This is a genomic window from Microcoleus sp. OTE_8_concoct_300 (assembly GCF_031383065.1).
Classification (GTDB): domain Bacteria; phylum Cyanobacteriota; class Cyanobacteriia; order Cyanobacteriales; family Microcoleaceae; genus Microcoleus.
On record NZ_JANMZH010000950.1, the window covers coordinates 1 to 14,246 of the forward strand.

Sequence of the window (14,246 nt, forward strand, 5' to 3'; positions counted from 1 at the left end):
GAATGTCTCTTGATGTAGTCCACAGTACCGTTTAAAGTCGGCGGGGTTTAACTTTTGTACTTGTTCGTAATTCATCTTATGGGAGCTAATTATTTCTTTTATTTTACCTAGAACGAGCGCACTTTCGCAAGAGGTCTATTCTTGAATCATGGCTGCAACTATTTTTAACCATAAGGGATTACCTCGGTAAGTCTTAATCAAGCTTTCCCATTTCTCCGGTTCTAGTAAGCCTTTTTCTCTAATAATTTCGCCTGCTGCTGCACCTAAACCGTCGAGTTGTAAGCTGCAAACCTGGGCATTTTCTGTTGTTAATGCGACAATTTCTCTAGGTGGTTCCCAACTATTTAGGATTAAGCAACTGTTGTGGCAAGTTTCGCCGATAAGTTTGAATAAGCTGCTGTATTTTTCATAGGCAGGTCGATAATTGCCTGCTATTTGTCGGCTGCTGAGAATTGTTTGTACGTCTTCTAGGATGATGAGGCAGCGGTGCGATCGCCCTTTTCCTTCCCAAAGCACGATCGCACTTTAAATCCCCGACTTCTTTGATAAATCAGGGATATGCGTGTTATAAATTACTGCGACGAATCGACTTTAGCAGCATCTTCAACCACAGGATAAATTAATACCGATCGCAAACCTTTACGAATTTCCGAATTCAAATACCTGCGCTGCAAAAACTGCCATTTTTGCCACGCTGCGTAGCGATTTTTTGCCAAAATATCAGCCAATTTCGGCAACTCTTTTTTCAGATCGCGATCGACAAAATCTGTCAGAAACTCCCCTAAAACTTCACAGTCTTGAATATCGCCCAAACATTCCTGAACAGCTTTTACATCTTCGACATAAACTTCGTAAGTCTCGCCGTAAAAATCGCCAAACAGATTCATTAAATAGCGAACCCGCTTCGCTTGCTTCCGCAAATCGTGCAGAATAGTTCCTTCCGCTGCTAACTTTTGTTCGACAGCCTCAGCATTCAAATCATGAGCAACTTTAACTTTGCCATCCTCATATTCTGTACCCAACAGCCAAGCCGGATGTAGGAAAAACTCACTGACTTGAGGTAACAGTAAATCCGGCAAAACCTCAGCAATTGGCAAATGTTCGATCGCCCGATACTGCGGTTTTTCCAGCCAATCCTCGATCGACTGCTTCAGCGATTCGTAGGTTTTGTGCTCTAAAATCGCCCTCACCCCTTTCAAAGCCCGGTAGCGCTGTTTGAGCAAATTCAACAAAGCCTTATCCAAAACTTTCTGTTCGTCAGCCGGCAAATTCGGGTAATAGCGGTTTTGGAGACTTTCGAGCATCACATCCAAATCCCTGAGCGTTCCCAGAATCCGCCCCACCTTACCAATTTTGCCTTCTGAAGCCTGTTTTGGCAAGTCTAAAACCGGAGCAAAACCCGTTACAGCCGATCGCAAACGTCGTAGTCCTACCCGCATTTGGTGAAGTTCTTCTGCATCTTTGTCTTTGAGAACTTCAGCCTCGTGCTCTACACTTTTGCGGAAATATTTCTCAATCGCCTCAGAGGCTGCGTCTCCGAGAGTTTTAACTTGAGTTTTAACTTTTGCTGATGTTTTTACGTTCATGGCAGGTGTAGACTCCACTTTCCTGATTGATTTTAATTTTGATTTCAAGGCTTTGCTAATAAGGGGTTACATCCTAGCACATACTTTAATTTATGAACCCCAGCAATAATAATTCTTAATTAATTCTCGATCGCAGGCTGATTTCAGAAACTCCGTTTCTTCGGTGATTTCTCGTGACTCGTCGCAAATTTTTCGTAGAAACCGGGAATCAGCGCCCCCATGCGTAAGCCTTGTTAATGTAAGGTGCTTGACAATTTATCCAAAGTCAGCATTTAGCACTCTCATATCAAATCCGTTAGCATCGGAATAGTAAATTCGAGTTCACTGTTGACTGTTGACTGTTGACTGTTCACTGTTCACGGTCAACAGTCAACAGTCAACCGTCAACAGTCAACATCATTCCGGTGTAACCGGAAATGATATCAAATCTTTAATCTTCAATCTTCAATCTCAAATCTTCAATCTAAAATCTAAAATCTAAAATCTAAAATAGAATTACCCTCCCTCGCCCCATCGCTAATAAAAATCTGATTGCTGGCGCTCTTTCCCAAACAGGTTAAGATCGCTGCTTTCTCGACATTTATTCGCCAAAGAGAGAGAGAGGGTGCGTGAGGGAGGACAAGTTTTAAATTAAATCAAGCCCGCCCAGCTTGTCCGACTTCAAAAAAGCAGTTTAGCCTTTCCAGTCTTTCTCAGCTTGCTGGAGCACGTAGGTTGCTACATCGTCGATTTGTTCGGGCTTCAACTTGGCGCCGAAAGCAGGCATAGCATTTTTGCCCTTAGTTACCTGAGTGGTAATAGCTTCCAGAGAATTCATGCCGTACTTCTCAAGAGCACTCTTTTTCAAGGTTTTCATTGCCATAACCACGTTGCCGCCACCGATGTGACAAGCAGCACAGTTCTGGCTAAAGAGTTTAGCTCCTTTAGCAGCATCACCTGCCAAAGCAGGGCGGCCAAAGCCGACGGTAAAAATTGCGAACGCTAATAGGGCGATCGATAAGAGTCTTTTCAACGCAGTTCTCCTCTAATGGACACGCAAAGGGTGATTCTTTAGATATTTTACCTGTTAAAACAGGCGCGATCGCGATCGTCGCATCGCTTTCTCCCGAGTAATTTACCACTTTTTGGCAGCGGTAGTTCAACTCTCAAAATTCTCCACGCCCCAGCCCGGAGCTTTCTGAGCGGCCCGGATCACAAAAGCAGCCAATTTTTCGATTTCTGCCTGCGGCATCCAGCTTTCAGGCACTTGGCGGCACCAAAAAGTCTCCTCAGTACCGTCATAAGTCATGGGTTCTCTCAGATACGCCACCAAACTATTGATGTTGTTGCGGGGAGGCGTTGCCCCCTTGAGGTCAGCCAAAGATAGAGATATGGTGGGATCGGGCAAATTAGCTCCTCCGACGTGACAATTCAGGCAATTTTGCTCGAACAACACCTTGCCTGCAGACAAATCCTGAGCCGAAAACAACCGAGTATGTCCTTGGGAGTCCAACTCCAAAGCCACAGGTTCGCTGGCTTGTAAATACCTATTCACGTAAGAATCGGCAGCAGCCAAAACAGGTTGAGGAGCCAACAGCACGAGCGGCAAAATAATTAACATCCCCAACAGAAAGCAGACAAAAACACCACGATGCAGCATAAGGGCGTAGAACCATCAATTATTCACTAACATTTGCTCACAAAATCGAATTTTCTTGTTTCACTCTGGCTTTCGTCGCCCTCAACCAGTCCCCAAGCTTAAGTCGGCGGGTTCGACTGGCGAGAATCTATGAGCGGGGGGTAAATTTTAGATTTCAGATTTTAGATAGAAACACAGCCAGCCAGCAATCCTTGCCAAACCACAGCCTCATCCCCATCCAAAATCCAAAATCTAAAATCTAAAATCGATTAGCGAGCGCCTTTGCCACCAGCCCACTGCTTGGAGACAATTTTCGGCTGCAACAGAATGTGACCGGCTATGGCGTACAAATCGTCATCCGAGAGATTTCTCATCTCAGCGAAAATATCGGCGCTCTTGGTACTCGGATGCAGTTCCGAAATTTCCTCAAACCCGTCATAAGTCGTGGGATTTTTCATAAAGTCCACCAGCGACTCAATATTATTCCGGGGCGGGTTGGCCAAAGCCAGAGTTTCGGGACTCAAATTCACGTTGGGGTCAGTTTTCGTCATGCCTGCAGCGTGACATTGAGCGCAAGCCGAATTGAACAGGCGTTTGCCTTGCTGAACTTGTTTGAGGCTCAGCACTACCGGAGCACCTTTGTCATTCAAAGGCACAGTACGAAGTTCAGGACTCAGTTCGACAGCCATCGCACTGCTGACAAATAACTGAAATGTCAAGAAAAAAGCGGTCAGAGCAATGAAATATCTTTTAAGCATGGTTCTCCTTAAAAAAATCCGGCAAATTATTGAACGCTAAGAGAGTATAGCTGGCAAACAGATTTGTGTTCAAAATTCCCTCTTTCTGCAACAACTGGCGAAAGTTGGTGCAGCCATACCTTTAAAGGTAGAGGAATTTTGCGATCTAATCTGCAAGAAGTTTTGAGTCGCGCCTTTTTTCGAGAGTGGTCATAATTGCCTTAACATCCTCCAAAGCCAAACGGGTTTGAGGGTGCTTGTAGGCAATTTCCAACTCGTCACACAAGCGGATCACCTCTTCAACAGGGACGTTGAAGTCCTCTGCTATTTCTGCGATGGACAGGTCTGCAAAACCCATAATTTTTAGGTCGCTGACAGGTCAAAATTGAGTTGACGGCTATTAACTGAAAGCCGGACAATTTCAGAAAGCGCTGTTAGCTTGTTCTGTTAGTTTGTTCTGAGATTTTGTTCGATCGCAAGCTAACTAACCGCTAACTGCGACTAGGCATTTTTGCCCAGCCAAACTTCAGGGCCAATCAACTTCCGATCAATATCATCCCACTGCTGGGTCGTTATTACCAATAGGACTTGCGCGCTCTGGGCTCAAAACCCGGTGTCTGGGTGAATGTCTGGCTACCAAACTCAATATTTTTCCTCGAAACCGGGTTTTGAGCAATTCTGAGGAAATTTTTCGTCTCTCCCCTGGACTCACCAACAGACAATCATCCGGCGCTGCAGCTTAGGGAGAAAGCTTGAAAGCGTTAGTCTGTGGGGGCACAGCGTGGCTGTCGCTGCCATTGAGGGCGGGGAATTCCGAGTCTGCCAAGAAAGGCTGGGGCTGGTGGAGGCTGATGAGCTGACCGAGAGTTTTCTTTAATTGAGTCCGGGGTACGATCAAGTCTACAAAACCGTGGGCGAATGAGTATTCGGAAGTTTGATAATTTTCCGGCAGCTTTTCCCGCAGAGTTTGCTCGATTACCCTGCCGCCTGTAAAGGCCACAGTAGCTTTTGGCTCTGCAATTATAATGTCTCCCAGCATGGCAAAACTGGCGGTGACGCCGCCGGTGGTTGGGTGGGTCAAAATTGGGATGTAAAGCAGTCTCGCTTCCCGGTGGCGTTCCAGAGCCCCGGAAATTTTAGCCATTTGCATCAAGCTGAGCATTCCTTCTTGCATTCTCGCACCGCCAGAAGCGCAGACAATGATCACGGACAAGCGTTCCCGCGTGGCGTGTTCGATGAGGCGAGTCAGCTTTTCTCCGACTACTGAGCCCATGCTGCCGCCGATGAACTGAAATTCCATGACTCCGAGGGCTACGGGCAAATTTTCGAGTTTGCCGATGCCTGTTTCTACGGCGTCTAGGTGGCCTGTTTTTTCTTGAAATTCTCGCAGGCGATCGCTATATTTTTTTCGATCGCGAAATTTCAGGGGATCTGTGGCGTGCAGTCCTTCGTTAATGGGCATCCAGGTATTGGGATCGATCAATTGCTCGATGCGATCGTCACTGTAAACTCTGATATGATGCCCGCATTCCAAGCAAACCATTTGATTTGCTCGCAGGTCTTTGGTATAACTGAGGGCACCGCAAGATTCGCATTTATTCCAAAGTCCGTCCGCAATTTCTCGTTCCGGCCGTTCTTGGGAGTTCGGTACTGATTTTCGTCGATTTGCAAACCAATCAAATAGAGACATTAAAACTTGGTAAATGGTAATTTGGAATTGGTAATTTGGAATTGGTAATTGGTAATTAGTAATTGTTAGTTGTCACTTGCTAGTTGTCAATTGCTAGTTGTTTAGTGACTAATGACTAATGACTAATGACTAATGACTAATGACTAATGACTAATGACTAATGACTAATGACTAATGACTAATGACTAATGACTAATCACCAGATTCTGGCTCATCTTCAACTGGACTGATGAGGAGCGATGCTGTTGGCTGGTGTTCTGGAAGAACTTGCAGGGCTGTAGCACTTCCAGCCCCCAAATAAGATGCTATGCCCAAGTCTACAATCCGGGCGGGGATTTGATGAGCAGCCAGGAGCTGCTGCATTAATTCCGCTTCCCAGCGAAAGCTAGTGGTTTTAAGTGTAATCCAAGACACGGGACAATTTTACCAATTTTTGAACCGATATTATTAAGTTCGATCGCGCCTGACTACGGGCAGATCATAAACTAAAATTCGGGAAAAACAACTGCAAGTAAGTAGATAAGATCGCTTCCCCCCACAGAGCAGTAATTGCTGTACCGAGAGCCAGAAACGGGCCGAAAGGCATGGGTTTACGCCTTTCGAGCAACCCGAGGGCGATCGCCAATCCACCGGCAAAAGCCCCGGCGACACAGGCGATAAATCCCGCTAGCAGCAAGTATTTCCAGCCCAGCCAAGCTCCCATCAAGGCGGCTAATTTGGTATCTCCGGCGCCCATAGCATTCTGTCCGAAGCCGAGAGTCCCGGCGAGTCCGATCGCGTCAAACAGCCACAACCCGACAACTGATCCGGCGATCCCGTCGAGTACCAGATAGTGTACCGAGTCGATCAAACTAAATGTCGGCCACCAACCTTTGGCCATTTGGAAAACCAATCCGGCCACCAAACCCGATCGAGTTAAAGAATTAGGCAAAGTCATTGTATCGCAATCAATCAAAGACAAAGCCAACAGCCAGCTAAACAAAGCCCAAAAACCCAGAGTTTGCACACCCACCCCAAACCGCCAGAAGATGAGCAAAAACAACAAACCCGTAGCTGCTTCCACCAGCGGATAGCGGGCAGAAATGGGACGGAGGCAGTGATTGCAGCGTCCCCGCAGCCACAGCCAACCAAAAACGGGTATATTTTCGTAAGGTTTGAGTTGATTTAAACATTTCGGACAGCGAGAAGGAGGCCGCATCACCGACAAACCCGCAGGCAACCGATAGACTACCACATTTAGAAAGCTGCCAATAGCCGAGCCGGAAACAAAGATGATCGCGGTGACAAGGGAATTAAAGATAATTTCCATTAAGTTGTCTGTTGACTGTTGATGGTCGTTATTTATTAGTTGTTAGATTGTGTCCGGTCAATTACTCCTAAGGTTTGTAGTGAAGATTGTAGTCCTCAGCATTTTAGAGAGATGATATATAAGCTGTGCTGTGCGGGACGCTCCCACTCCTAAAAAACGCTTTTTACAACATCGGGATTCTCCCAAGGAGTGATATTCAAAGCGAGGGACACGCTCGCACTGAGAGCTCATTCGGTAGTTACCGGATTTGATATCAATTTCCAATCCCCAATTGCCAATTCCCAATTTCCCGTTCTCAATTCCCCATTCCCCATTCCCAATTCCCCATTCCCCATTCCCCATTCCCAATTCCCAATTCCCAATTCCCAATTCCCAATTAATACATTTGAGATTCAATTTCGTCAAAAGTAACAAAACGTTCACCGGGCAACAAAATCGGCTGCGAAGCAAAAATTAGCTGGCCTCGATCGCTTCCTTGACTGACAACTACACCGGCCGGACGCTGCATCTGATCGGAATGCACTTTCAGATACATACCATAGGCCGATCGAGCAGCTCGGATCAAATCGGGAGCTAGCAAGCTGTGACGAGCGGAAGTTTCTCTCGTGGGTTGTGGGTTTGGCTGGTATGGGGTCACTGGAAACTTATCATAATGGTATAGGTCGAGCTATTGGTGTTGCCTCTAGATTGATCGAACTTACCCTATTTTTTAAGAATAAACTTAGGTGGAAATTATTAATAGATTAACCTACAATCCTCCCTTGGCTGCGCTCGAACTGCGGCTGCGAGCGCTCCTTTCGGCCCAACTTTACGCTGCAGCGTGGGTAGATCCGTCCCCGGCAACGCTAATGAGGGTTTTCGAGCACCTACGCACTCTCCGCTACATCCTCCACTACTATGTGCCCAGGCCCGTGTCCGAATCTCCGCCCAACCCGGGCGAGGTGCGTTACCAGTGGCAAACAGGCACCTTGCTGTTCACGGATTTGGCAGGGTTTACCTCGCTGTTGGAAGCGAATGCGGCCCTGGGGCGCAAGGGAGCTGAAACGCTGCTGGGCGTGATTAACGACTATTTTGCCTCGATGATTGAAATTGTCAGCAAATCGGGCGGGGATTTGCTGGAGTTTACCGGAGATGCGATGCTGGTGCAGTTTCTGTCAGGAATTCACCAAGAGGATACAGCGAGGGCGGTGCGGGCGGGTTTGCGGATGCAGCGGGCGATGGATGAATTTGCCAATATTGAAACGGCGCGGGGTGTTTTGTCTTTGAGGATGCGGGTGGGCATCCACTCCGGCCGCTACATTAGTGCTGACATCGGTACGCCGCTGCGGATGGCTCACGTACTGCTGGGGCATTCAGTCCAGCAAGCCAAGCAAGCTGAGGGTTCTGGGACTGTGGGCCGAGTGTGTTTGACTGAAACTGCTAAAGAGTCTTTGGGAGAGGAATTTCGTTTTGAACCCGGGAAACCGGGTTATTTTTTGGTGGAGGACGATTTAACGGACGATCGACTCGGAGAGTATGATATCACTTTGACTCGGCGGCGGATGCCGAGTTCGGTATTGCTCGATCGCAGCGTTGCGGGCTTGGTAAAAGAAATCGGGGAAGCTGTGAATCGGCTTGAACCCCTTGCTAGTTATATTCCCAAAACTATCCTGAGACTGCTGGTTGAAAATGCCGATCGGCGGAAAATCCCGCCGGATTTTCCTTCTCCGACGGTGATGTTTGTCAACTTGATTGGTTTACCGGAGTCTGTGGAGAAAGCTTCGCCGGAGGAAGAAGTCAATCTGGTAGTGAGTTATTCTCGAGTTTTTGCGTCGATCGATGCTGTAGTGTCAGCTAAAGGGGGCGTGTTGCAAAAAGTAACGGCGCACTTAGACGGTTCGGATATGCTGATTTATTTTGGCGTGCCCGACGCTCACACGGATGACGCCAGCCGCGCCGCTAGTGCGGCGATTGCGATCCGAGATCTGATTACAGGCTTGCCTCGGGTAATTATCGGGGGTAAAGAAATAAAAGTATGCTGTCAAATTGGGCTATCCCTGGGGCCGGTGTTTGCTGCTGAGGTTGGGGAACCGCGAGGGCGCAGGGAGTTTAATATCCTCGGCGATACGGTGAATACGGCTGCTCGGTTGATGAGCAAGGCGGGGGAAAACCAAATTTTGATTGCTGAAAGGGTGTATGAGTCGATCGGGCTAAACTTCATTTGCGAGGCTTTGGGAGTTGTTTCTCTGAAGGGGAAATCTGCTCTGACTCCGATTTTTGCTTTGCAAGCTGCAACAGGGGACAAGGGAAAAGGGGGCATTTAAATAACTTTGCTGGGTAATAGGTATGCAGGTTTTATGCTTCACAAAGGCAAGTACAGCACAACCGCTTTCCACTCTGACTCCTAAATATTATTTTTATAATTTGTTGGTGGTACGATACATGATAATAAAAACCGCCGCGAAAGTCACTCGCATAGACTAAACTCCGATCGATACTTCACCGTTCCGCTGCAATCCTGCAAAGCTCCACTTTCTAACTCCAACACCATAAAAGCCTCATCGGGCACATCATATTCACATCCCAAGCTCTTCCTACTAGCAGGAATAAACCCAAAACGCGGATAGAAATCTGGATGACCAAGCACAACCACTGCCTGAAATCCCGATCGCCCGCACTCTTTTAAACCCTCCCGGATCATCCGCGTTCCTATACCTTGCCGCTGATAGTTGGGAAGAACTGCGACTGGTGCCAACCCCAGAATCGACAAATTTTTAGAACATTTCCCTTCAACGGTAACCAAACTGAAGAAAAGGTGTCCGACAATGCGATCGGATTGCACAGCCACGAATGAAAATGTAGATCCAATTTCCCGCAATCGATCCACTAAGTTTGCCTCATTTTCTCGCCCGAATGCCACAATATTCAGGTTGCGAACGGCTTCTAAATCTTCTGGCTTTTCGGTACGGATATCCATAGCTTACATTAATTAATTGTTGTGCCGACTAACAGGAATTATTGCGGCACAAGCTGACCGGAAGACAATCGCTTAATACCCTCCATCGCTGTATTTTCTCCGGCTTTGTCACCGCCCTCACGAGCAATTTTTAAAGCTCGCTCGTAGGATTCGAGGGCTTTAGCATATTGAGCCAGACTTTCATGAATTGCGCCCATATTGTTGAGCAAGCGTCCGATACTTGTCTTGTCGCCGATTGCTTCTAACATTGGTATCGCTTGCTGAAAATAGATCAGCGCTTGAGTATCTTTACCGAGTTTGCGAGAGGTAAGTGCCATGTTGTTGAGGAGGCGGCCGACGCCAGCCCTATCTCCGATTTCCCGCCGAATTGCTAAAGCTTGGTGGTAAAATTCCATCGCTCTATTAAAGTCGCCGATGTTGTAGTAGACGCCGCCCATGTTATTGAGGGTACGGCCTAAATCGCGCCGCTCGCCGGAGGCCGTGCGAATCGTGCGCGCTTGCTGGTAAAATTCGATCGCCTTGGCGTAATCTGCCTGTTCTGCGTACACGGCCGCGATGTTGTGGAGGGATTCTCCTATTTCAATTTGGTCGTCGGCAGTTTTGGCAAGTTCCAAAGCTTCTTGGTGCAGTTTCATCGCTTCGGAAAAATTGTCCCCAATCCGGTTGACGAAACCGATGAGATTGAGAGTGCGCGCGATACGAGGCTTTTCGCCGATTTCTCGGTGAATGACTAAAGCTTGCCGCAAAACTGCCAAAGCTTCGGGCCTCAACCCCATTTCGCCATAAACTTCCCCCATATTATTGAGGGTTTCTCCGATTCCCGCTTTGTCGCCTAGTTGCTTGCGAATTGCCAAAACTTGCTCAAAAGTCTGGATTGCTTCTCGAAACAAACCCTCACGGTGCTGTTTTACGCCTGTTTCAAAGAGTTTGTCTGCTTGCGTTTTGGGGTCTGTTGCCTGAGCGAGATCGATCGCTTGGGCGCGCCTGGCATTTATAATTGGGGCATAAGCCCGAGCGTCGGAAATTGCCAGCAAGCTGAGTGCTGGCGATAAGACAATACTTATGGCTGCGAGATAGCTGAAGTGGTAAGAGCGGCCCTGCACCGATCGAGTCCTCCAATAGCTAAGTAATAACTATTAAGATAGAACTTTTTCGGGTGTTCCTGCCGAATTTTTTCTCAATCGCTAGGTTCCGATACCAGTTTCAAAAAAGAAGGCAACTGTAGGCCCGTGGTTCAAACCCATACACAATCAGTTATTCCCAATTCTTCAATCGAAAATCTAAAATCGCAGGGCTTGGTTTTTGTCTTGCCAGACTGCCAGAATCAGTGGCATATTGTTGAGAGCGGATATGACAGCAAAGTTTTTGCTGGGTGGAAGCGATGCTTTTTCATGGCTTTGCAAGATGATGTCCTGTTGGTCAAGCGTGATCCAAGCAATTCCTGACAAAACTTGAATTTCTCGATGAGTTTGAGGCAATCTGTATACCTCGTTTTCCATCAGAATAATGCGATTGGGCGCTGTTAACTCGGAAATTTTTTGAAGCATAGTATCTCCTTTGAAATTAAATCTTCAAAAATCAAAAATTGACAATTATTGCCTCATCACTGAAATCTTTGCATTTGCCAAATTTTGTAAGGGCGGGTTCACCAATTTCAAACAACCTAAATAAACCCGCCCCCACACCACCGATAATCGACTATTGGCAGTAACGCCGATCGAGCCAAGCGCGCATTTCATCCTCAGTTGCTACACAGGTAGAGCGACCTGTAACTCGATCGCAACCGTGCCACCAAGTGTTACCATCGCGATCTGAGCTCTGCCAAATTCTCAGCGAGTCCTCAGCAGCAATGACGGAGAGGAAAAATTGCCCAATGTGATTAATCGCCCAAAAGACCGTATCACGGGCGAGGACCCGACGCCATCGCCCTTCCTGTTTTTCCGATGGTTTAGCTCGAAAGGCGATCGAAACAACTTTCATTTTTGGGGTATCGAGCCGATTTCTGCAAGTAGACATAGCCAACACCTTCAAGTTATAATTCCCACAAAAAATGCACAAATAAAAATAAAAACAACAGCTTTAAATTGCAATATTTTCATCACAATTACAGCACAATATGTTGCCGTGCAAGTTTTGTTAAAGTCTATCTGTTACCTGATAAATTAACCTTAACTCTGCGGCCATTGACAATCAAAGCATTGCTTGCATAGGTTGTATGAATAAAATCGATAGATCGATCTAAGGCCTTGTGACAATTTGGAACTGGCACAAACGCTATGAACGAAATCAATACGCGGCGGATAAAACTCTCTCAAATTCAGGCTTTGATAGCAGTAGCAGACTGTGAAAACTTTAGCGAGGCGGCTTTGCAATTGGAACTGTCCCAGTCAGCAGTCAGCCACGCCATCGCCTCTTTAGAAACAGAATTGGGAGTGCAACTGTTCCATCGGGGGCGACACGGTGCTCAACTGACGCCGGTGGGCGAAAGGGTGCTGCTTCACGGGCGTCAAATAGCCCGCGGCTTAGAAATGATGGTCAAAGAAGCGGAGTTAGAAAAAGGTTTGCAGGGAGGTCAGGTACGGATAGTTACTTTTCGGAGTGTTGCAACTCATATCCTACCGGGTATTATTGCTAAATTTCGCAGTTGCTTTCCCAAAATTTCGGTCAGCATTGCCGAAGTTTATTATACCCAAGCTGTGGAAGAGGCTTTGCGATCGGGCAAAGCAGACATCGGCTTTGTTTCCCTTCCTATCTCTGATGAATTTGAAACGAGGGAAATTTTACGGGATAAATATGTTGTGTTGCTGCCGCCAACTGCCCAATTGTCAAGCGATAAGATTACATGGAAAGAATTAGCGGCTTATCCGTTGATTTTGCAGCCGGCCGAAAATTCTTGTTCTGTACCGCTTCGCAAATATTTGATAACTTCGGGGTTTCCCTTAAATATCGATTACGAACTCAGCGAAGATTCAACTATTGTCAGCATGGTGATGCAAGGTTTGGGTGCAGCTATTCTGCCCCGTTTGGCTGCGGAACCGATACCTGCTGAGGTGAAAGTTTGTAGTTTTCCTGTGGCTTTTGAAAGGGTAATTGGGGTGGCTGTTTTGAGGGATGCGCTGTTAGTTCCGGCGGTGTTTGCGTTTTTGGATGTAGTTAAAGCTGTCGCAGAGGTTGATAGTGAGGGCGAGTTTCCGATTAATCCTTCATGAGAAACGTAAGTAAGTTGTTATTGGTTATTGGTTAGATTTGGATATTTTAACCGCAGATATCAGCGGATGAACACAGATGAACGCGGATGGGATGGTATCTGGGTTTATTTGCGTTCATCTGCGGTTGAAAAAAATCGCATAACCAATAGTACGATCGCTTATTTACTGCTAATGCGCTTAGCCACAAGACTAGAACTGTCGCCTTGGTGGAATTTGATTCGACCATCTACCGAGTTTTTATCCTTTAATTTGAGCCAACCGCTACCAGATGCAGGATCGTTCTCATCATTACCGTCCCATGTAAACTCAAATCGCTGATCTTTTCCATCTTTTACGACTTCGCCGTCAATTTGACCTGATACTAAACCGAATTGAAATTCTCCTGAACCTGTTTGATCGATCTCGATATACGCTTGAACTTCCATGTCCAAGTAATCACTATCCCACATTGCCATCTCTGTGATCCGCCATTGGCCGCTATATTGCATTGCTTTCATCCTCCACTTGTATTAATATTCGTCATCTCTCTCACCCAGTTGCGGAAATTTACCTCCGCTTCTACTTCATCTAGCTGCGCTGCTGCCAAGAATTCGTAGAGCTTTTCCTTGGGCACGATCGGAAAAGTGGGGCTGACAGATACTTCCAAATACTCATCGTTCTCTAGCTTATAAATTCGCCATTCTCTACCATTGTACCGCCAAAACTCCGGTACTCCCATACTGGCGTAGAGAGCTGGCTTATCAATATCAGTATGGGTGATATCTACTTCTACGACTAAATCGGGTGCTGGATCTGTGGCTAAATCTACTGTACGACCGGCGACGAGGGGCTGATTTTGGATGTAATAGGCATTATCTGGTTCTGCGCCGCGATTTAGATCCGATCGATCCAAGGTTGTCGAACCCATTGTTTTAATCTTCAAACCTAGCTCTACAGCCAAAATCCGAATCAAAAGCCCGATTAAGCATCTCGAAAATTCGTGTTGTTCTAAAGGCATGGTAATTTCTAAAGTCCCTCGATCGAATGTCAATCTAGCCGATCGGTTATCGCCTAAAATCTGTAGCAGTTGTTGATAGCCCTGCCAAGTAATATTTCTCAACACTACTCGCTTTTCGCCTATGAGTAACGGTGGTGCGATCGG

At 46.8% G+C, this 14,246-nt stretch carries 18 protein-coding genes and 1 pseudogene; 2 read left to right on the plus strand and 17 right to left on the minus strand.

Going from position 1 to position 14,246, the window contains the following annotated elements; genetic code table 11:
* Nucleotides 1-138: 138 nt before the first annotated feature.
* The 11 genes and pseudogenes from ACUVJL_RS40240 to ACUVJL_RS40290 all read right to left on the minus strand — a co-directional run.
* Nucleotides 139-495 (minus strand): annotated as a pseudogene (locus ACUVJL_RS40240) (ATPase); the annotation flags it as partial.
* A 77-nt stretch (nt 496-572) separates the two neighbouring features.
* Nucleotides 573-1,586, minus strand: a complete 1,014-nt coding sequence (locus ACUVJL_RS40245; RefSeq protein WP_445250942.1) for a CHAD domain-containing protein — start codon at nt 1,584-1,586, stop codon at nt 573-575.
* 673 nt (nt 1,587-2,259) lie between these two features.
* Complete coding sequence (petJ, locus tag ACUVJL_RS40250; RefSeq protein WP_445250943.1) at nt 2,260-2,598, minus strand: cytochrome c6 PetJ; 339 nt, start codon at nt 2,596-2,598, stop codon at nt 2,260-2,262.
* Nucleotides 2,599-2,724: 126 nt separating this feature from the next.
* Nucleotides 2,725-3,225 carry a photosystem II cytochrome PsbV2 gene (gene psbV2, locus ACUVJL_RS40255; RefSeq protein ID WP_445250944.1) on the minus strand — a complete coding sequence of 167 codons (501 nt, stop codon included), beginning with the start codon at nt 3,223-3,225 and terminating at the stop codon, nt 2,725-2,727.
* 248 nt (nt 3,226-3,473) lie between these two features.
* A complete protein-coding gene (gene psbV, locus ACUVJL_RS40260; protein ID WP_445250945.1) occupies nt 3,474-3,962 on the minus strand; it encodes a photosystem II cytochrome c-550 in 489 nt (162 codons plus the stop codon).
* 145 nt (nt 3,963-4,107) lie between these two features.
* A complete protein-coding gene (locus ACUVJL_RS40265) occupies nt 4,108-4,299 on the minus strand; it encodes a translation initiation factor IF-2 (RefSeq protein ID WP_332959864.1) in 192 nt (63 codons plus the stop codon).
* Nucleotides 4,300-4,680: 381 nt separating this feature from the next.
* Nucleotides 4,681-5,631: an acetyl-CoA carboxylase, carboxyltransferase subunit beta gene (gene accD / locus ACUVJL_RS40270; RefSeq protein ID WP_445250946.1), complete on the minus strand. Its 951-nt coding sequence runs from the start codon at nt 5,629-5,631 to the stop codon at nt 4,681-4,683.
* Nucleotides 5,632-5,823: 192 nt separating this feature from the next.
* On the minus strand, nt 5,824-6,045 hold the full coding sequence (locus tag ACUVJL_RS40275) for a hypothetical protein (protein WP_332959862.1): 222 nt from the start codon (nt 6,043-6,045) through the stop codon (nt 5,824-5,826).
* 64 nt (nt 6,046-6,109) lie between these two features.
* Nucleotides 6,110-6,940, minus strand: a complete 831-nt coding sequence (locus ACUVJL_RS40280; RefSeq protein WP_445250947.1) for a prepilin peptidase — start codon at nt 6,938-6,940, stop codon at nt 6,110-6,112.
* A 227-nt stretch (nt 6,941-7,167) separates the two neighbouring features.
* Nucleotides 7,168-7,302 carry a hypothetical protein gene (locus ACUVJL_RS40285; protein ID WP_445250948.1) on the minus strand — a complete coding sequence of 45 codons (135 nt, stop codon included), beginning with the start codon at nt 7,300-7,302 and terminating at the stop codon, nt 7,168-7,170.
* A gap of 14 nt (nt 7,303-7,316) precedes the next feature.
* Nucleotides 7,317-7,577 carry a hypothetical protein gene (locus ACUVJL_RS40290; RefSeq protein WP_445250949.1) on the minus strand — a complete coding sequence of 87 codons (261 nt, stop codon included), beginning with the start codon at nt 7,575-7,577 and terminating at the stop codon, nt 7,317-7,319.
* Between the two features lie 88 nt (nt 7,578-7,665).
* Here ACUVJL_RS40290 and ACUVJL_RS40295 point away from each other — a divergent pair, with 88 nt between their 5' ends.
* The gene (locus ACUVJL_RS40295) at nt 7,666-9,243 is read left to right on the plus strand and encodes an adenylate/guanylate cyclase domain-containing protein (RefSeq protein ID WP_445250950.1); all 1,578 of its coding nucleotides are present in this window, start codon (nt 7,666-7,668) and stop codon (nt 9,241-9,243) included.
* A 143-nt stretch (nt 9,244-9,386) separates the two neighbouring features.
* On the opposite strand, the gene ACUVJL_RS40300 is transcribed toward ACUVJL_RS40295, so the two are convergent.
* The 4 genes from ACUVJL_RS40300 to ACUVJL_RS40315 form a co-directional block, all read right to left on the minus strand.
* Nucleotides 9,387-9,896, minus strand: coding sequence for a GNAT family N-acetyltransferase (locus ACUVJL_RS40300; protein WP_445250951.1), 510 nt, complete (start codon nt 9,894-9,896; stop codon nt 9,387-9,389).
* 38 nt (nt 9,897-9,934) lie between these two features.
* A complete protein-coding gene (locus tag ACUVJL_RS40305; RefSeq protein WP_445250952.1) occupies nt 9,935-10,999 on the minus strand; it encodes a tetratricopeptide repeat protein in 1,065 nt (354 codons plus the stop codon).
* A gap of 177 nt (nt 11,000-11,176) precedes the next feature.
* Complete coding sequence (locus ACUVJL_RS40310; RefSeq protein WP_445250953.1) at nt 11,177-11,443, minus strand: hypothetical protein; 267 nt, start codon at nt 11,441-11,443, stop codon at nt 11,177-11,179.
* Nucleotides 11,444-11,594: 151 nt separating this feature from the next.
* The gene (locus tag ACUVJL_RS40315) at nt 11,595-11,912 is read right to left on the minus strand and encodes a hypothetical protein (protein WP_445250954.1); all 318 of its coding nucleotides are present in this window, start codon (nt 11,910-11,912) and stop codon (nt 11,595-11,597) included.
* 260 nt (nt 11,913-12,172) lie between these two features.
* Here ACUVJL_RS40315 and ACUVJL_RS40320 point away from each other — a divergent pair, with 260 nt between their 5' ends.
* Nucleotides 12,173-13,105, plus strand: coding sequence for a LysR family transcriptional regulator (locus tag ACUVJL_RS40320; RefSeq protein ID WP_445250955.1), 933 nt, complete (start codon nt 12,173-12,175; stop codon nt 13,103-13,105).
* A 158-nt stretch (nt 13,106-13,263) separates the two neighbouring features.
* Here ACUVJL_RS40320 and ACUVJL_RS40325 read toward each other — a convergent pair whose 3' ends face one another.
* Nucleotides 13,264-13,602 carry a hypothetical protein gene (locus ACUVJL_RS40325; protein ID WP_445250956.1) on the minus strand — a complete coding sequence of 113 codons (339 nt, stop codon included), beginning with the start codon at nt 13,600-13,602 and terminating at the stop codon, nt 13,264-13,266.
* On the minus strand, nt 13,599-14,246 hold a 648-nt coding region (locus tag ACUVJL_RS40330), incomplete at its 5' end, for a Uma2 family endonuclease (protein ID WP_445250957.1). The genes ACUVJL_RS40325 and ACUVJL_RS40330, both read right to left, overlap by 4 nt.

What these genes read in the sequence shown, in the direction of transcription:
- ACUVJL_RS40245 (WP_445250942.1), bottom strand. Translation starts at nt 1,586, where the DNA reads ATGAACGTAAAAACATCAGCAAAAGTTAAAACTCAAGTTAAAACTCTC.
- psbV2 (WP_445250944.1), bottom strand. Translation starts at nt 3,225, where the DNA reads ATGCTGCATCGTGGTGTTTTTGTCTGCTTTCTGTTGGGGATGTTAATT.
- psbV (WP_445250945.1), bottom strand. Translation starts at nt 3,962, where the DNA reads ATGCTTAAAAGATATTTCATTGCTCTGACCGCTTTTTTCTTGACATTT.
- ACUVJL_RS40265 (WP_332959864.1), bottom strand. Translation starts at nt 4,299, where the DNA reads ATGGGTTTTGCAGACCTGTCCATCGCAGAAATAGCAGAGGACTTCAAC.
- accD (WP_445250946.1), bottom strand. Translation starts at nt 5,631, where the DNA reads ATGTCTCTATTTGATTGGTTTGCAAATCGACGAAAATCAGTACCGAAC.
- ACUVJL_RS40280 (WP_445250947.1), bottom strand. Translation starts at nt 6,940, where the DNA reads ATGGAAATTATCTTTAATTCCCTTGTCACCGCGATCATCTTTGTTTCC.
- ACUVJL_RS40300 (WP_445250951.1), bottom strand. Translation starts at nt 9,896, where the DNA reads ATGGATATCCGTACCGAAAAGCCAGAAGATTTAGAAGCCGTTCGCAAC.
- ACUVJL_RS40310 (WP_445250953.1), bottom strand. Translation starts at nt 11,443, where the DNA reads ATGCTTCAAAAAATTTCCGAGTTAACAGCGCCCAATCGCATTATTCTG.
- ACUVJL_RS40315 (WP_445250954.1), bottom strand. Translation starts at nt 11,912, where the DNA reads ATGTCTACTTGCAGAAATCGGCTCGATACCCCAAAAATGAAAGTTGTT.
- ACUVJL_RS40320 (WP_445250955.1), top strand. Translation starts at nt 12,173, where the DNA reads ATGAACGAAATCAATACGCGGCGGATAAAACTCTCTCAAATTCAGGCT.
- ACUVJL_RS40325 (WP_445250956.1), bottom strand. Translation starts at nt 13,602, where the DNA reads ATGAAAGCAATGCAATATAGCGGCCAATGGCGGATCACAGAGATGGCA.